The following is a 16,448-nucleotide window of genomic DNA, read 5'->3' on the forward strand; positions in this document are numbered from 1 at the left end:
CTGCCAAATGGCCGCCCACCCCAGCGAATTTTGACACCCGTCCGCGGAGCCGTCCGGGTCAATTTTTGAAAAAGCTCCTAGAAGCTCCTGGCACGCACTCGGATCGGAGGGGGCGCATTACAGCACCCACCAGCTCTGAGCGTCGCATCCGGTCGAGCGCAATGGCTCTGCTCCTCGCCGGAATATACCCGTGACTGTTAATGGGAGAGCCGCAAGTGGTGAGCCCTTGGCGTCCGCCGAACGGATTGCCATGAACGACGCATTCAAGAATGCCACCGGGGCGGCAAACGCACAATTAACGCCCATCATGCCTCGGCCGGGCACCTGACCGTCACAAATTCGGGAATTGGCTCTGTAACCTCTTCCTGGCCCATGCCGTTGTACACGGTGTAAAACAGTACGGACCGCGGAGCCGCACGACACTACATATCGCACCTGAGGAGGACATCATGACAAAGAGATTTATTGGCATCTCAGCACTCGTTCTCGGTTCGTCAGCCGTTCTTGCTGGCTGCGGCATCGCCAACCGCCCTACCGCCGCCCCGTCTCCGAGTTCCCGTCCCCAAACCGTGGCTGCGGCCGAAAACCCGCAGCCCACGACCCGGTCCGCCGTAGCGACGAGTTCCCCCACGTCGACGTCAGCGTCGTCAGCCCCCACCACCCCCACGGCGCCAACCCCACCCCCTAGTGGGCGTAGCGCAGCGCAGACGCTCGTGCGCGAATGGGCCCAGGTGTCATGGAGCGGCAAGGCGCTCGGCATCCCCGATGGCGACCAGCAAAGCTACTACGCATTGGAAAAGGTCTGGGGACCGGGAAGCCATGGTACCGGAGTCAACGGCATCACCTACGTGACCTATGGCGCGCATCATGCCGTCGTGGGCTTCAATGAGGGGGTTCAGCTGGCTGATGTACGGTCGTATAGCCCCGATTTGCACCAGATAACCCTGGCGGACATCGAAACGGTGCTCGGGAAACCCGATACGGTCAGCCATTCCGCCGGCTCGGTGATTTACGCCTACAACCGAGGGCAGTATCGCTTGCTGTGGGTGTTTTCCGAATCGGGCTCGACCGTCAACCATGTGGATGTGCAATGGCCCAAGGGCATGGTCGCACCGATGGCGGCGGAATAAAGACCCTCGCGGTCTCCAGGCACGTATGATCTTGCCATCGGGAAACGCATGCTCACGCGCATAGCCTAACACGTCTGCCGCATACCCCGGATTGCACGCTATCGCCTCCTCGGATGGGACCCCAACCGAGGTGGCAATACTCCCGACGAACAGGTTAGGAGAGCAGCCTCCCTATTGAAGAGATGGTCTCCGGTCTTTAGGATAACGTGGAGTGAGGCATGAATGAAAGCAGGCAAATTGTGCCCGTGATGTCTTGGGTAGGCATCGCAATTATGGTTGTCGGTGGAACTATGGGAGTCTTGTCGGATGTCGATGAATTAGCCTCCAACCCCTTTTCGGATCAAAGTCTCGCATTGTTAATTGGAGAGGTCGCGCCTCCCATTTGGGAGGGACTGGCCGCGATCGCAGGGAGCATCATTATCAAACCCCTGCACAGCAATTGTCGGGCATTACCACCCCGAGTTTCGGGCCGGGGTTTTTTTCTGTCCCGATGGGTCGATGCCATGACGGGCGATCAATTCTAGTCCGCCCACAGCCCGTTTACCCGATCCGTCGTCTAAGTCCTTCCGCACGCCGAGCCGTATCTTTCGAATCAGCTGTCAGGCCGCACTCGGATTATGGTAACACGACGTCCATTTTGCCCTGAACAGCCGGCTTCTCCCCCGTGGAGGCCAGACTCACATCCAAACTCACCCGCTGATTGTCCATGTTCCGCACCCGGGCACGAACTTCCAGTTGGTCTCCGGGTTGCACCATGCTCCGAAAGCGCACCTGGTAGTGTTCCACGCGAGTTCCCTGAGGCAGGGCCTCTTCCAAGACAAACCGGGCTACCAGTCCCATGTTCAGCATGCCGTGAACTATCACTCCGGGGAGTCCAAAACGTCGGGCTGCCTCGTCGTCATAATGAATGGGATTGAAGTCCTCTGAAGCCCCTGCATAACGGACCAACTGCTCGCGGCTAACCGATAATTGAAAAGGCCCAAACTCATCCCCGACTTGCATTTTCTGCCTCCTCTGTCACGATGAGAACAGCCCGGGCACGAAAGGCTGGCTGCTCATCCTGGTGCATGCCCTCACTCGCAATGGTAATAATGTGCATCCGTCCTGTCTTCCCGGAACGCGTCTTCACATCCTCCACCCAACCGGTCACCTGAATCTGGTCACCCGCGCAAATCGGTTCTCCCCACCAAAATTCCTGTTCCCCATGAAGCACGCCGGCCGAGGGCAACGTGAGCCCGGGAATTTGCCAGGGAAGCAAGGTGACCACAAAAGTTGGGGGCGCCACCAGATCCCGAAATCCCGCCGCTTGCGCGGATGCCACATCCTGATGGATGGCACTTGTCAGCCCTAAAGCACGGGCAAAACGGCGAATCGCGCCTCGCTCCACCTCATGGGTGATGGGCTGGCTGCGCTGCCCGATTTTCTCCTCCTGAAAGAGCATATGTCCCTCCAATTTCTCCATCCTTCTACGCACCCAACAATAGCATCAGCGACGATGCCCCAATGACGGAAACCAGCACCCAGCGAAACATGGCCGGACTCAGGCGTTGGTTAAAGCGCTGTCCCAGCCAGCTCCCGACAAAGACCGCCGGAATGGCCGGCAAGGCCGCCACGAATCCTCGGGGGCGGATTAACCCCTCCAGCACAAAAAGTCCTATCTTGAAGACCCCCATCGATAGCATGACTGCGTTGAGCGTCCCCACATACCAGGCTTGGGTCAACGACTCGGTCAGCATGGCGGCCGACACCACCGTCCCGCCGATGTTGGTGAGCGTACTGGCAAGCCCTCCAGCGACCGAGAGGGGCCATGCCACCCAACGGCGCCCCGCCTGGATGGGTTTGCGCCGTACCAGCCGTAGCCCTTCAAGGATGGTAAAGGCCAATGCCAACCCGCCCATCACCAATCGGATGATGGACGACGGCGCTACCTGGAGAAAGTGCGCTCCCACCACACTGCCCACTGCGACCCCTGGGATATATCGCCACAACAGGGGCCAGGCGATGCGTCGGCGATAGCGGGCAAAGTTCACGGCACTAGCCGCCAGGAACATCGGCGCTGCATAAGCGACCGCTTCGGCCGGCGGGAGCCACAGACCCAAGAGCGGCATGACCACCAAGCCTCCGCCGATGCCCAAAGCGGCCCCACTAAACGACGCCACCAACCCCGCAGCCGTCAGTGCCAGCACCCAACCTAGAGGCACCGCTTAGCCTTTCTTCTGAATCATGGCTCTTAAGGCATCCCATTCCGCCGGCGTCACCTTGTCCAAGCCATTAAACATCCCTGCGCCCTGTAGCCATTCTCCGCCATCAATGGTGATGACCTCGCCGTTGATGTAAGAAGCCATGTCAGAGATGAGATAGGACGCCAAGGTGGTCAGCTCCTCCGGACGTCCCACCCGCTTCAACGGAACCCGGTCAACCGCAGCGCGCGACAGTTCCTCAGTGGGCATGAGACGCGACCAGGCACCCTCTGTGGGAAAAGGCCCGGGTGCAATCGCCACCTGACGAATACCATGTCGAGCCCATTCAACCGCGAGCGATCGGGTCATGGCCAGCACGCCTGCCTTGGCGGCCGCCGATGGCACGACATATCCCGAACCGGTCCAGGCATAGGTTGTCACGATGTTGAGCACCGTCCCCGGCTGTCCCGCGTCGATCCAGCGCTTGCCTGCGGCCAACGTACAATAGAGAGTGCCATGCAGCACAATATTCAGCACGGCATCAACGGCCCGGGATGACAATCGCTCGGTGGGGCTGATAAAGTTGCCCGCGGCGTTGTTGACAAGAACATCGAGTCCGCCGTAGTGCTGAAACAGCGCCTCCATGACCTCCTCGACCTTTTCGGGTTGGCGCACGTCCAAGGCATGCGTCCATACCTCAATGCCCTCGTCCCGAAATGCCCGCGCCGTCTCCTCCAACACCGCCTGCCGGCGACCGACAATGGCCAGTCGCGCCCCCAGCTTGCCGAAGGCTTCACCCATCGCTCGTCCTAGTCCCGTTCCTCCGCCGGTAATGAGCACCCGCTTTCCGGCCAGCAAATCATCGCGAAAAATCATCGAGACCATCCTTTGCAATCCAAAATTCCTCATCCCGCGCCTGAACCCAACCTTGCTGCTCAAAGAACTGAAGATGGCTCCGCACCATCCATTCCCCCGCCGCCCGTTGAGCAGGAGGATACAGCTCCTCGGCCAACGAATGCACCGTCTGAGGTCCTTGCCGCAACATGGCGAGGAGCTGGGCGATGCGTTCCCGACGATGATCCAAATACGTCTGTATGCGCGTCGCCCCATCCACAATCAGATCGCCATGCCCGGGCCCAATCCAGGCCGGCTGCATGGCCAACAGGCGGTCCAGGGTGGCTAGATAATCGCCCAGATGCCCCTCGGGGGGAGCCACAACAGCCGTGGTGTTGCCCAGTACGTTGTCTCCGGCGATGAGTCCCCGCGTTTCGGGAAGGTAGAAGTTCCACTGCCCGGGGGTATGGCCGGGCGCCTCCAGCACGTTGAGGATCATTCCCTCCACCCGAAAATCCCGATCAGAAAAATGCTGCCATGGCGCTTGCTCGGCCAACGCTGGGGTGAGATCCCGATTTTGCAGGTAGAGCGGCGCGCCAAATCGCTGATGGGCCCAGGCCGCACCGCCGGTGTGATCCCCATGGCGATGGGTGGCAAAAATCGCCACCACCTCCGGCGACCCCAAATCCCGCCAATCCGCTTCCAACACCGTGCGCCCGGGCTCGTCGCCATCGCCTGCATCAATCAAGACCACCTGTCGACGCCCTCCGACCCAGTAGCAATTGGTCGCCGTATAGGGCGCCAGCGTGTGGCTGGGAACTATCGAGCGGTATACGCCAGGAACCACCTGTTCCATCGCTACTCCCCCCGCCGCCTTTTGTCTAAACTGATCCTCATATCATAGTCAAACCGCCCGACACCGAGAGCACCTGTCCAGTAATATGGGAAGCGGCCGGACTCGCCAAGAAGAGAACCGCCTCGGCCACCTCGTGAGGCTCGGCGATTCGCCGGAGTGGAATCCGGCGGATCATCTTCTCAATGAGCTTCTCCGCATCGCCATCTTCCGTGTTGCTTTCCAATATACGGGTTCGGGTCGGACCGGGCGCCACGCAGTTCACGCGAATCTGATGGCGCGCCATTTCTTGGGCGATCGATTTGGAAAAAGCGACCACACCGCCCTTGGCTCCGGCATAGACCGCTTCGCCCGCCATGCCGACCCGGCCGGCGTCGGAGACTACATTGACAATGCTCCCCTGTCCCCGTTGCACCATGTGGGGCAACACCGCCCGCATGGTATAGACAGCGCCCCAAAAATTGGTCGCTATCACTCGTTCCCAGTACGCCGGCTCTTCTTCCAAAAAGCGGGAGGTCAGGGTATACCCAGCATTATTAATCAACACATCGATGGGGCCCATGGCCTCAAGGATTTTCTTCACTCCGCGTTCCACAGCGTCTCGTTCGCCCACATCCACAGCATCGGCCCAATGAATCGCCGGAACGGCAGTCTTGACTTCCTCGACGCTTTCCGAGTGCAAGGCCCAGACGGCAACCCGCGCCCCCTGCGCCAGCGCCAATTCCGCGGCTGCACGTCCAATTCCCCGCGCCCCGCCGGTGATTAGCACCCGCATGTTGTCCATCCTCATTAGCGGCCCAGCTTCCGTCGCGGATAGGTGGCATGGAGCGCCTGTCGCTCGCGCTCATAGATGTTGACAAACTTCTCCGCCGCCATAGGACCAGACATCAGTTCCAGCTTTCGCACCTCGAGCGGATCGGCCTCGCGAATGATGCGGACATCCTCCTCGCTGGGCGGCTCAGTGACGGGGATGTCGGCCTCCCGCACATACACCGGAAATCCGCTGCGTTCCTGGACCTCCTCAATGGTGACGCCAGGGTGGAGCGTTCGAACCGCCATGGTGCCATCCGGCCCCGTGAAGTCGAACACGCCAAGATCGGTCACGAGGGCGGTCGGTGCGCCGTGGTGACCGAGACCGCGTCGACTCTCACCGTTTCCGGCTCCGCTTTTGAAGTCGACGCGCGCAACAATGGCTCGCGGCGAATGATTCAAGATGTAATAAAAGGTTTCGGACAGATGGGACGTGTCCTCAGGAATGCCGCGGGATCCCACCAGGGCCACTTTGGGATGATGCCAGTCGCCAATGGCGGTGATGTTGGTGTTGCCGTATTGATCGATTTGCGAGGGGTTAATCCAGATCCGGAAGTGATCGGTGAAAATGGCGTCAAATATGTCCTCCATGGTCAGCGGGATGCCCTGTTGCACGTCGGTCAGAAACTGCCCGAGCGTCAGGGTTGGCATCGGGGTCACATCCATCCCGGATTCGGGCGTGGAGAGCACCGCCAAATCGGGAGCATAGCGCCGCTTGGCCAAGTGTGCGGCCAACGATCCAAAGGCGGTCACTGAACTAACCAGCATTTCACCATGCAGTTGGCGCGCCATGGTGGTAATAATTACTTCATCCACATTTAACTCGGGATCCAGTGGCATTGACAACTCCTCCTTTCGCCCATTTACACTTTCAAGCGCGAGACGAGCTCTTCCGCGCCGCCATGGTTGTCCAGATATTGACGGTGCGAGACATCCACGAAATCGCGCTCGTATTGTTGCCAGCCCTCTTCAGACGATGCCGCTTTCAGGTATTCTTGCAGATGCCTTAAGTCGGTGCGATAATCGGGCGCGCATCCCGTCGGGTGGGCACCCCACGGAACTTCAACAACCCCTTGGGGGTATACCCTGAGAATTTGCACGTCACGGCCGAATCGCTGCAATTCATCCGACGACAGAATGCGCTCGCAGGACATAAACGTCGCCTTGGCCGCCTTGGCGCACAGCACGTCGACGTGCCCATCGCCGAGGATGACCCCGTTGCCCTGAATGTCCGCGTAGTTGACATGAATCAGCGACACGTCGGGAGCAAGTGCTGGGACGGCAATCAGCGGCTCGTTGTTGAACGGATCGGTGATCTCTCGAAAGGCCGGATTGACCTTGGGCACATCGGTTCCCAAGGTAGCATGCGTGGGGATGAACGGGACCCGCTTAATGGTGGCATCGAGCCCGGCCATCACGGTATATTCCGTCCATTCCTGAAATTCAGCTCCGCCACGCTGCCGGCTGCGGCGGAAGTGCGGGGCTAAGCCCAGCACCTCAAATCCCACGAACGCATAGATGACTTGCCGCACCTTGCCAGTGCCCAGCAAGAGGTCCACGTCGGGTCCGCCGACGTCCACAATGATCGTCAAATCGCGCTTGTCGCTCCGAGCCAAGGCCCGTACCAGCGCCATGGGCTTTCGGGAGATGGAGGATCCCCCGATGGCGACTTTGGCGCCGTTGGGAATTTGCTCGACCACCTCGTCGATGGTCATGCGCTTGTCCATTCGCGTTCTCCCCCTTTTCTCAGGTGATTATGAGGTTAATCCCTTTCCTAGCCACTCGCCGCCATCGATGACGAAGACTTCCCCGTTTACGAAATCGGCATAAGGCGACAACAAGTAACTGGCTGCCCGCCCCATCTCTTCCACCGTGCCGAATCGGCCTACGGGAATTTTCGCCTTGAGACGCGCTTCCTCCGCCGGGTCAGCCCATAGCGGCCGGGCCCCTTCGGTGTCAGTCGGCCCGGGGCAAATAGCGTTGACTCGGATGCCGTAATGCGCCCATTCCACCGCCAATGTGCGCGTCATGGCCACAACCCCGGCCTTGGCCGCCACGGAGTGGACCGTGCGCGGTCCTCCGGTCCAGGCATAACTGGCCACAATGGAAAGCATGCGGCCTCCGTTTCCGAGTTCGATCATCTTCAAACCGGCGGCCCGAGTGCAATAGAAAGTGCCGTTAAGCACCGTGTTGACCACCGCATTCCATCCGTTAACCGAGAGCTTCTCGCTGTCGACAATAAAGTTGCCCGCCGCTGAATTGACAAGCATGTCCAGCCGGCCGGTCTCCTCGACGGCACGGTTCATGAGACTCTCGACCTGCTCCGGGTCGCGAATGTCGGTCGCCACCGCGAGCGCCTCAATCCCCTCCTCGGCCAGGCTGGATTGCGCGGCCTCCAAGCGATCCGGCTTGCGGCCCGCTAACACCACCTTGGCTCCCAACCGTCCTAATTCGCGTGCAATGCCAAGCCCGATGCCGCTTCCCCCGCCGGTCACCACCGCCGTTTGACCCGACAAGGTGCCGCTCGGCAACATGGTTTGTGCCACGATCGTTCCCCCGCTTCTCTATGAAATGAGTGATTTACGCGCCGGTAAAATTGGGCGGACGCTTAGCCAAGAAGGCATCCACTGCCTCCCGGTGATCTTGGGTATGGGCGAGCGCGTCCTGTACATCCCGCTCCAGCATCAAGACGTCCTGCAGCCCGAGCGGCTGGGCTCGGTCAAACATCCTGCGGATTTCCGCATACGCTCGGGTGGGACCATGAGCCAGCTTATCCGCCAAGGTGTTCAGTTCATCCTCGAGCGACTCCGAGGACTCGTGCGCAATCTTGGCCAAGCCCCAGGACACCATATCATTGGCTCGCAGCGGTTCGCCCAAAAGGCATAGATTCAAGGCTCGATGATACCCAATGGCACGCGCTAGAAGAAACGTGGTGCCGGTATCGGGCGCCAGCGCAACGTTGACAAACCCCGGAACGAGTTGAGCACGATTGGTAATCACGCGAAAGTCGGTGGCCAAGGCTAAAGCCATGCCGCCGCCCACTGCCGCCCCTTCCACCACCGCGATGGTTGGTTTGGGCAATCCGCGCAAGGCATGAACAATCGGTATGTACTCGTCTTCCACCAACTGCCCCAGTTGCGGCCCGTGTTCTTGGTAATACGACTGCATCTCCTTCAGGTCCTGGCCGACCGAAAACGCCCGTCCTTCCCCGCGAAGAATGACCACCCGCACTTCCGGATCGTCCGCCGCCCGCCTTAAACCTTCCACCAGCCCCTGGCGCAATGAAGCGGTAAGGGCGTTCAACGCCGCCGGACGATTCATCCTCAGAATGGCCCGAGATCCCTGCCGCTCCCACACTATGTCGTCCGTCTCCACGATATCCTCCTCCGTCTTGTGCAACGCAACCGGGACGGTCTAGAGCCGCCCCACTACATCGCTATTCGCCAATCGATGGATAATTCCTGCCCCAAAAGGACAGGCTAGGTCCGAATTACCAGTCCTTGGAATTAGGAGGCGGGTCATGACTTTTTTATTTCGCTCGCTGGTGATGTTCGCCACCGTGTTCGCGGCGATTCGGGTGTTGGGAAAGCGCACCATGGCTAATTTCACGCCGATGGACCGGGTGGCGGGCATCACCTTTGGCACCGTGGCCGGATCCACAGCCATCACTCAAAAGGTGCCGCTCTACGGCGGCGTTCTCGTAGTAGCCGCGTTTGCCGTCATTGCCTGGATTATCGGACGGGCGGCGCTGTCCTTTCCGTCGCTCCGCCCCCTTTTGATGGGAACGCCGCGCCCGCTTGTGGTGGACGGGAAGGTGAGCCCCAAGGATTTGAAAAAAGCTGGCATGGGCGAAAAGGATCTGGAAATGCGCCTTCGGGAAGCGAAGATCGCGGGACCAGACCAAATCCAGGTGGCCGAATTGGAAATCGACGGCAAACTCGGCATAATTCCCAAGAATTCATAGTGCTGCCCCCAGCATTGCCGTACACTGGCAATGGAGGGATATCATGCAGCCACAATTTGGACCCCTAATCGAGCCTGAATGGCTTCACGATCATTTGGCCGACCCACGGCTGGTTATACTGGATTGCCGGTGGCGCCTGCAACAACCCGACTACGGCGACGACGCATTCCGTGCCGGGCACATCCCTGGTGCCGTCTTCATTGACCTTCATCGTCAGTTGGCGGGGCCGCCAGGGCCGCCTGGTGGACGCCATCCGCTGCCGTCTCAAGCCGCGTTTAGCGAGGTGATGGCGCAGGCGGGGGTGCGAGAGGGCTCCTGGGTGGTCGCCTATGACGACGACGGAGCCGGAGCCGCTCGTTGTTGGTGGCTTTTGACCTTCTTCGGCCATTCCCAGGTCGCCGTGCTAAATGGCGGCTTTGCCGCATGGGAACGACGGGGTGGTCCCGTCACCACCGCAGTCACACGGCCAACGCCCGGGGCGTTCACGCCTCGGCCGAACCCCGCCATCACCATTGATTTTGAAACGCTATGGCCTAATTATGAGGCGATGACCTTGGTGGATGCCCGGGCCCCCGAGCGCTACCGTGGCGAGGTGGAGCCCATGGACCGGGTAGCCGGCCACATTCCCGGAGCCATAAATCAGCCCTATCAGCAATTGCTCGCCGAGGACGGCCGCTTTAAATCACCCGTCGAACTCCAACAGTTGTTGGAACCGGTGCTGTCTCGAACAGACCGTCCGGTGGTATACTGCGGTTCCGGTGTCAGCGCTTGCGTCGACATCCTCGGGCTTACCCTGATTGGCGCTCAGCCGATTCTCTATCCGGGCAGCTGGAGCGGGTGGATTGAACATCCCGTTGCCCCTATTGCCCGCGGCTGACCGGATCAAAGAAGGCCAGCAGGGCCCGCGCTAGCAAAAATCCGCCGACCGCATCCAAGGCCCAATGGCCGCCGGTCGAGACCACCAGGATTCCGGCCACAAACGCCAAGCCCCAGGTCCAACGGCGCCACCGGTGAAGCCACACGCCACTGACGAAGGTGATGCGATACACGTGGCCGCTCGGAAAACTGCCGCGAAAGAGCGCCTGATGGACCTGGGACGCTTGGCCATGGAGAGGAATCAGCGCCTCCACCCAGGTCATAGCGTCCGTTGGGGTGATGTTGGTGAGGGTCTCCAGGTGGCGATAAAAGGGCGGCTCATAGGTGGGACGAGGAAGCGGCGTGGAGATAAAATGCTTCGATAAGGCCTCTATCAATAGCCCAGCCACAAATACGGCCACCAAAACCCACCGCTGCCGCCGCCACACCCCAGCCAAAAGAACCAAACCGGTCAGAGGAATCCCGCCGGCGACCCATACCAGGTTGGTAACCGGTACATGAGATCCGAAAGGCCGCAAGGTCTGCGCGACCACCTGATTCAAGGGCTGGAGCCAACCGCCTAGGGTGATGGCCGCCGCCACACCCCAAAGACCGGCCCACCACCAACCGCGGCTTGCTTTACTCGCCACGATGGCGGAAGAGATGAAAAATGCCGCTGGCCCTCATCGCCACACGTCCCTGACTGTCGTAAATCTCACCCTTGGCGTAAACCGCCGAGCGCCCGCGATGCGTGACCTCGCCGCGGCCTTCCACCACATCGTCCGCTATCAACGGCCGAAGATACTGAATGGTCAGCGTCATCGTCACCTGTCCGGCCACCTCATCGTCCCAAGTGCTGCGGACGGCGCTGCCGAGGATTCCATCGAACATATACGCTCCGACGCCCCCGTTGACCGCTTCAGTACCGCCCCCGCCCCGGTGGTGGCGGTCCACGTGAAGCCGCACGGTGGAGCGGCCTTGAGCCGCCTCAACAACCTCCATGCCTGCCCATTCAAAAAAGCGGCGCTCATAGTCGTTCTCATATTGGTATTGGCGTTGCTCGTCCATGATGCCCTCCCTAACTTACCATCCTAAATTACCAGGGCGGGCAGAGGGGAGCAACTAGTGGGAGCCAAGCGTGCGCACCAATTGCTCCACAACAGCAGGATTAGCGACCCCATCGAGAGAAATGCGGCTGTCGTGTTTCCAGAGACTCGCCAGCACTTGACCGGCAACCCGCCCCTCAATGGTCTCCGGAAATGCGTCAAGGACCACAGGCGTCCACCCGAACGGCACCGGCAAGGCCCTCTCGTCGGGTTCGGGCAATGGATGTCCGCTTCGCACCCAGACGATGCGGGTGTCGGCGTCCTCCATCGGGTAAACCTCCTCGACATCGGGAACTTGCAAGAGCTGGTCCCAGACACTTTCAGGCGGAGTGCCGGTGGTCTCAGGCGGCCGGCTTCCCCGCGTGCGGTCTTGTCCCGGGCCGGGGTCCATCCCGCCCTCTCTAGGGAGAAAGAGTCCCGCCGATATGTGCGGGATCGCCTGGCGCCAGCGCGCACGCCCATCCGAAGGCAATGCCGGCGTAATCCGCGAGTGCCCGAGTACCAAAATGACGTCCAAGCGATCCGCGCCCGCCGCCGCCCGTCTCGCGTCGCACGGGGATACAACTAGCTTTTGCAGTCCATGTTCGCGCACCGCCAGCTGAACATCCTCCCCCATCCACACCACTTGCGCACCCTTGGCTAAGAGCGCCAAGGTCACAATCAACCGATGGCTGAGCCCCTGGTGGGAAAGCCACACCCCGATCCGATCGCCGCCTGCGAGGTCCAGATTCAAGGCCAGACTTTCCGCCCAGCTGATAAGCCCGCCCAAGCCGGCATAGGCGTAGGGACGGCCATCATCGCCGTAGACCAGCACCCCTAACGCATTGGCCTCTACCGGCACGGGATCGATGAGGCCTGCCGCCCTCTCCTCGACATCAGCCAAGCTAGGCCCGACAGGGTCCTGGCCCCCCACCAACACCGGCACCGAAGTCTGGCGTCCGACAGCTAACGCCTCTTCTCGCGACTCCACCACAACCCAACTGGCCTCGCACTCATTGAGGCGCTGGCTTAACAAGCCGGATGACGGCGTGGAGGGCATCAAGACAGCCACCGCCCCAATCCGTGCGGCCGCCAACCAAGCCACGAGCGCGGTAAGTCCGCCCGCCCCGTAAATCACCACCCGCTCCCCAACGGCCAGGCCGTGATCCCGCCACCACCGGGCGAGCCTCGCACTTTTCCAATATAAATCCCGATAGGTGAACCGCTGGCCGGATGCCCGATCGGAAACGGCCGTGTGGTCCGCCATGCATTCTAAATGCCGATCCACCGCATTCCACGCCACGTTGCTGTAGCCCCCGACAAACCATCCGTCGCCATCCCGCACATACCGCCACGGCACCATCCAGGCATAACCCTCGGCGGCGCTTTGCCAACCCTTCTCATTCCACGCCATCTTCTCTCCCCCCATATCTCAGAGATTGTCCGGTTATACCTATTCCTGACCAGCGGGAAAAATCTCCAAAAGGTTCCATGGAATCGGAGGGCGAGGAAATTTTTGAGAACTGGGCATTCTATACGTTACGCCATAAAAAACGAGGTGACTGATAGTCCTACGGACGATGAAAAGGCCCTGTCAAAGGCGGTGGTCCGGCTGGTCCGGCTCACCGAACCGTTCATCTTTTGGTTGCGCCATGAGCACGACCTGGCCATGACGCAGATGGAATGCCTTCGCCTATGAAGACAGGGCCCCCGGCAAGCTGGTGAGGTGGCCAAGACGTTGAGCATGTCCTCCACGTCACTACCCTGTATTTTAGATCGGCTCGAGTCCCGGGGCTCAGTCGCCCGCCCTGTCGACCAACAGGACAGCCCCGCGTCTAGGCGGCCTCGACCGACAGGGAAACACGGCCGCCCAACAGCAATGGGCCAACCTTTTGACCGAGTTACCACGCCGGCGCCCGACGCGCCTTAGGGCTATTGCAGCAAGGAGGAAGACTCTTGCGAAACCACGGACACTACAAATGGATTGCGCTTTCCAACACTACGTTGGGGGTGTTGATGGCAACCATCAACCAGACCATCTTAATTATCTCGCTGCCCGCAATTTTTCGCGGCATTCGCATCAATCCGCTGCATAGCGGACAGACCAGTCTCTTGCTCTGGATTTTGATGGGATTCAACGTCGCCACCACCATTTTGTTGGTGTCATTTGGCCGCATTTCCGACACCTATGGCCGCGTCAAACTGTACAATCTCGGCTTTCTCATTTTCACCATTGGCTCCTTGCTGCTCTTTGTTACGCCCAACCACGGCAGCACCGGCGAATGGGAGCTTATCATATTTCGGTTCATTCAGGGCATTGGGGGCGCCTTTTTGTTCGCCAACAGCGCCGCCATATTAACCGACGCCTTCCCGGCCGACCAGCGCGGTCTGGCGCTGGGGCTGAATCAAATCGCCGCCATCGGCGGCAGTGTGATCGGACTGATTGTAGGCGGGCTGTTATCCACGATTAGCTGGCGTGCCATTTTCCTCGTCAACGTGCCGGTTGGTATTTTCGGCACCATCTGGGCTTACGTCGCGCTGCACGAAACAGCCACCCGCCGCGAAGGGGCGGGAATCGACTGGTGGGGCAACCTCACCTTTGCGCTGGGCTTGATGGGAATCATGCTCGGACTGACCTACAGCATCAATCCCTATCAGAACCATCCGATGAGCTGGCATCGGCCCTTCGTTCTTTCCAGCTTAATCGGCGGCCTAGTTCTCTTAATCGGATTTGTCATCATTGAGAATTACGTCGACGATCCGATGTTTCACCTTGGGCTCTTCAAGACGCGCGCCTTTTCCATCGGAAACTTCACCAGCTTGATGAGCGCCATCGCCCGTGGCGGCCTGTCGTTCATGCTTATCATCTGGCTGCAGGGCATTTGGCTGCCGCTACATGGGGTGTCCTTTGCCCACACGCCGCTTCAGGCCGGCATCGACACTATTCCCCAGATGGCCGGCTTTCTCATCTTTGGTCCGATTAGTGGACGCCTCTCGGACCGATATGGGGCACGCTGGTTTGCCACGGCGGGCATGTTGGTCAGCGCCATCGGTTTCTTTCTCCTCAACACCCTCCCGGCCAACTTTCATTACTGGACCTTTGCCTTTTACATCTTTGTCATTGGGGCTGGCATGGGTCTTTTCGCCTCGCCCAACACCTCTGCCATCATGAGCGCCGTCCCAGCGCGGTTTCGCGGCTCGGCATCGGGCATGCGCGCCACCTTCATGAATGCCGGCATGATGCTCTCCATGGGCATTTTCTTTTCCATGGTGATCAGTTCGCTCTCGGCTGGACTCCCATCCACGATGACCCGGGGGCTTAGCCAGTTTGCGCTTCCAAAACCCATCATTGGACACATGGCTCATCTGCCGCCCCTGAGCATTTTGTTTGCCGCCCTCTTGGGATATAACCCGCTTAAAATGGTTTTGAGATCAACCGCCAGCGGGCGTGCAGTGCTCGCTCATCTGCCCCCGGGTCAGGCGGCCGCCCTAACCAGCCCGCACTTCTTCCCGGCGTTGATTTCCCATCCATTCATGACCGCTCTCCGGACCGTCTTCTTGTTTTCCGCCGCCATGACGCTCTTGTCTGCGGTGCTGTCCGCATTTCGCGGCGAACGGTATATCTATGAGGAACTCGACGTGGGCACCGCCCCCGAGCCGGCTCCTGAACCAACACTGCCCGTTGACACCATCTTGGTCGCGTTGGCTGCGGCCTGGCTGGCCCGGGACGGTGCCCGGCCGGACGCCCCTCCGGAGCGGGAGGCGCAGCTTCGCGAATCCTTGGCAATACTTCAGGCCGTTCTGGAACAGCGGCCCGCCTCTGTCCCCTCCGGCGCCATAAAAGCGGACGAATCCACCATCGACCAGCCGCGTCCCCTAATCCCCGAACGCCCGTAGACGGCATTAAAAAAGCCTGGCGAAGAACCGCCAGGCCTATTTGACAGACGACGCTTACAAGACGCCTGGGCGGCTCGCCACGAAGTGCGGGTTGGGAAATGCACCCGGCCGGTACCGGAGCGGCGATCCCTCCAGGGTCACCACTTCCGCGCCCACCGCGTTCAATACCGCCTGTCCAGCGGCGGTATCCCAACCCATCGTGGGCAAGAGGCGAACATAAAGGTCAACCCGCCCCTCCGCTATCCAAGCAAATTTAATGGCGCTCCCCGCATAGACCAGATCCTTAACCGGAAGATGATGATCCGAAAGCCATTCCTCCGCCTGGCCGCGGTGACTGCGACTCATTGCGACGCGAAGCGGCTCGGCTGGAGAAGCGGCCCCAAGCGGAGCCAATAGCTTCTGCCCGGTCTCGTCCCATACCCATGCGCGGCCCTGACCGCCCACAAAGGACCGCCCTTCAACGGGAATATCGACAAACCCGAACCGCGCCACGCCCTCCCCATCCACCAAGCCGACATTAATGGTGAAGTTGTCCAGACGGCGCACAAACTCTTTGGTGCCATCCAACGGATCCACCAGCCAAAAGGGGTGCCCTTCTTTAATGGTAGGACGCGTCCCCACGGCCTCCTCCGAAACCACCGGAATGTCGGGAGTGAGCTTTGCCAGCCCCGCGGTCAAAATGCGGTGTGAGGCCCGATCGGCTTCGGTTACGGGGCTGTTGTCGAGCTTGGCTTCGGTGTGAAAATCCCCGCTGTGATAGACGGCTAGGATGGCCGCCCGCGCCTCCTCCACCACCGGCCGAAGTCCCGCTGCCAGTTCCTCTAGGGTCACAAAATCCCT

Annotated in this window: 19 protein-coding genes; 5 read left to right on the forward strand and 14 right to left on the reverse strand. The window is 60.3% G+C overall.

Features of this window, described 5'->3' with window-relative positions; translation table 11 throughout:
* Window positions 1–449: 449 nt before the first annotated feature.
* Complete coding sequence (locus HIJ39_RS23635; RefSeq protein WP_207711419.1) at window positions 450–1,130, forward strand: YjgB family protein; 681 nt, start codon at window positions 450–452, stop codon at window positions 1,128–1,130.
* Window positions 1,131–1,348: 218 nt separating this feature from the next.
* The gene (locus HIJ39_RS01775; protein WP_169096083.1) at window positions 1,349–1,654 is read left to right on the forward strand and encodes a hypothetical protein; all 306 of its coding nucleotides are present in this window, start codon (window positions 1,349–1,351) and stop codon (window positions 1,652–1,654) included.
* 91 nt (window positions 1,655–1,745) lie between these two features.
* On the opposite strand, the gene HIJ39_RS01780 is transcribed toward HIJ39_RS01775, so the two are convergent.
* From HIJ39_RS01780 to HIJ39_RS01825, 10 genes are read right to left on the reverse strand one after another with little or no spacing between them, the layout of a single operon-like run.
* Window positions 1,746–2,132 (reverse strand): MaoC/PaaZ C-terminal domain-containing protein, encoded by a 387-nt coding sequence (locus HIJ39_RS01780; RefSeq protein ID WP_169096085.1) that lies wholly within the window; start codon window positions 2,130–2,132, stop codon window positions 1,746–1,748.
* Window positions 2,116–2,583: an FAS1-like dehydratase domain-containing protein gene (locus HIJ39_RS01785; protein WP_243239274.1), complete on the reverse strand. Its 468-nt coding sequence runs from the start codon at window positions 2,581–2,583 to the stop codon at window positions 2,116–2,118. The genes HIJ39_RS01780 and HIJ39_RS01785 overlap by 17 nt, the downstream gene beginning before the upstream one ends.
* A 13-nt stretch (window positions 2,584–2,596) precedes the next feature.
* Window positions 2,597–3,331: a TSUP family transporter gene (locus HIJ39_RS01790; protein ID WP_169096087.1), complete on the reverse strand. Its 735-nt coding sequence runs from the start codon at window positions 3,329–3,331 to the stop codon at window positions 2,597–2,599.
* A gap of 3 nt (window positions 3,332–3,334) precedes the next feature.
* The gene (locus HIJ39_RS01795) at window positions 3,335–4,186 is read right to left on the reverse strand and encodes an SDR family oxidoreductase (protein WP_207711420.1); all 852 of its coding nucleotides are present in this window, start codon (window positions 4,184–4,186) and stop codon (window positions 3,335–3,337) included.
* Window positions 4,170–5,000 (reverse strand): MBL fold metallo-hydrolase, encoded by an 831-nt coding sequence (locus HIJ39_RS01800; RefSeq protein ID WP_169096089.1) that lies wholly within the window; start codon window positions 4,998–5,000, stop codon window positions 4,170–4,172. The genes HIJ39_RS01795 and HIJ39_RS01800 overlap by 17 nt, the downstream gene beginning before the upstream one ends.
* A 37-nt stretch (window positions 5,001–5,037) precedes the next feature.
* The gene (locus tag HIJ39_RS01805) at window positions 5,038–5,772 is read right to left on the reverse strand and encodes an SDR family NAD(P)-dependent oxidoreductase (RefSeq protein WP_207711421.1); all 735 of its coding nucleotides are present in this window, start codon (window positions 5,770–5,772) and stop codon (window positions 5,038–5,040) included.
* Between the two features lie 14 nt (window positions 5,773–5,786).
* Window positions 5,787–6,647, reverse strand: a complete 861-nt coding sequence (locus HIJ39_RS01810) for a CoA-transferase subunit beta (protein WP_169096094.1) — start codon at window positions 6,645–6,647, stop codon at window positions 5,787–5,789.
* 23 nt (window positions 6,648–6,670) lie between these two features.
* On the reverse strand, window positions 6,671–7,534 hold the full coding sequence (locus HIJ39_RS01815; protein WP_169096096.1) for a CoA transferase subunit A: 864 nt from the start codon (window positions 7,532–7,534) through the stop codon (window positions 6,671–6,673).
* Between the two features lie 27 nt (window positions 7,535–7,561).
* Window positions 7,562–8,353, reverse strand: a complete 792-nt coding sequence (locus HIJ39_RS01820) for an SDR family oxidoreductase (RefSeq protein WP_338055051.1) — start codon at window positions 8,351–8,353, stop codon at window positions 7,562–7,564.
* A gap of 34 nt (window positions 8,354–8,387) precedes the next feature.
* Window positions 8,388–9,182: an enoyl-CoA hydratase-related protein gene (locus tag HIJ39_RS01825; protein WP_169096098.1), complete on the reverse strand. Its 795-nt coding sequence runs from the start codon at window positions 9,180–9,182 to the stop codon at window positions 8,388–8,390.
* A 145-nt stretch (window positions 9,183–9,327) separates the two neighbouring features.
* Between HIJ39_RS01825 and HIJ39_RS01830 the strand changes: the two genes are divergently transcribed.
* Together HIJ39_RS01830 and HIJ39_RS01835 are read left to right on the forward strand one after the other, a co-directional pair.
* Window positions 9,328–9,771 carry a DUF421 domain-containing protein gene (locus HIJ39_RS01830; RefSeq protein ID WP_169096100.1) on the forward strand — a complete coding sequence of 148 codons (444 nt, stop codon included), beginning with the start codon at window positions 9,328–9,330 and terminating at the stop codon, window positions 9,769–9,771.
* Window positions 9,772–9,814: 43 nt separating this feature from the next.
* Window positions 9,815–10,648, forward strand: a complete 834-nt coding sequence (locus tag HIJ39_RS01835) for a sulfurtransferase (RefSeq protein ID WP_169096102.1) — start codon at window positions 9,815–9,817, stop codon at window positions 10,646–10,648.
* Here the strand turns inward: HIJ39_RS01835 and HIJ39_RS01840 are convergent.
* The 3 genes from HIJ39_RS01840 to HIJ39_RS01850 are packed head-to-tail and all read right to left on the reverse strand — an operon-like array spanning window position 10,632 to window position 13,125.
* The gene (locus HIJ39_RS01840) at window positions 10,632–11,276 is read right to left on the reverse strand and encodes a phosphatase PAP2 family protein (RefSeq protein ID WP_169096104.1); all 645 of its coding nucleotides are present in this window, start codon (window positions 11,274–11,276) and stop codon (window positions 10,632–10,634) included. The genes HIJ39_RS01835 and HIJ39_RS01840 overlap by 17 nt on opposite strands.
* A complete protein-coding gene (locus HIJ39_RS01845; RefSeq protein ID WP_169096106.1) occupies window positions 11,266–11,694 on the reverse strand; it encodes a PaaI family thioesterase in 429 nt (142 codons plus the stop codon). The genes HIJ39_RS01840 and HIJ39_RS01845 overlap by 11 nt, the downstream gene beginning before the upstream one ends.
* A gap of 54 nt (window positions 11,695–11,748) precedes the next feature.
* Window positions 11,749–13,125: an AMP-binding protein gene (locus tag HIJ39_RS01850; protein ID WP_169096108.1), complete on the reverse strand. Its 1,377-nt coding sequence runs from the start codon at window positions 13,123–13,125 to the stop codon at window positions 11,749–11,751.
* Window positions 13,126–13,667: 542 nt separating this feature from the next.
* On the opposite strand from HIJ39_RS01850, the gene HIJ39_RS01855 reads away from it, so the two are divergent.
* Window positions 13,668–15,608: an MFS transporter gene (locus tag HIJ39_RS01855; RefSeq protein WP_243239275.1), complete on the forward strand. Its 1,941-nt coding sequence runs from the start codon at window positions 13,668–13,670 to the stop codon at window positions 15,606–15,608.
* A gap of 54 nt (window positions 15,609–15,662) precedes the next feature.
* Here the strand turns inward: HIJ39_RS01855 and HIJ39_RS01860 are convergent, their stop codons facing one another.
* Window positions 15,663–16,439, reverse strand: coding sequence for an inositol monophosphatase family protein (locus HIJ39_RS01860; RefSeq protein ID WP_169096110.1), 777 nt, complete (start codon window positions 16,437–16,439; stop codon window positions 15,663–15,665).
* Window positions 16,440–16,448 lie beyond the last annotated feature (9 nt).

This window comes from Sulfobacillus harzensis, assembly GCF_012933365.1.
GTDB classification, from domain to species: Bacteria; Bacillota; Sulfobacillia; order Sulfobacillales; family Sulfobacillaceae; genus Sulfobacillus_B; species Sulfobacillus_B harzensis.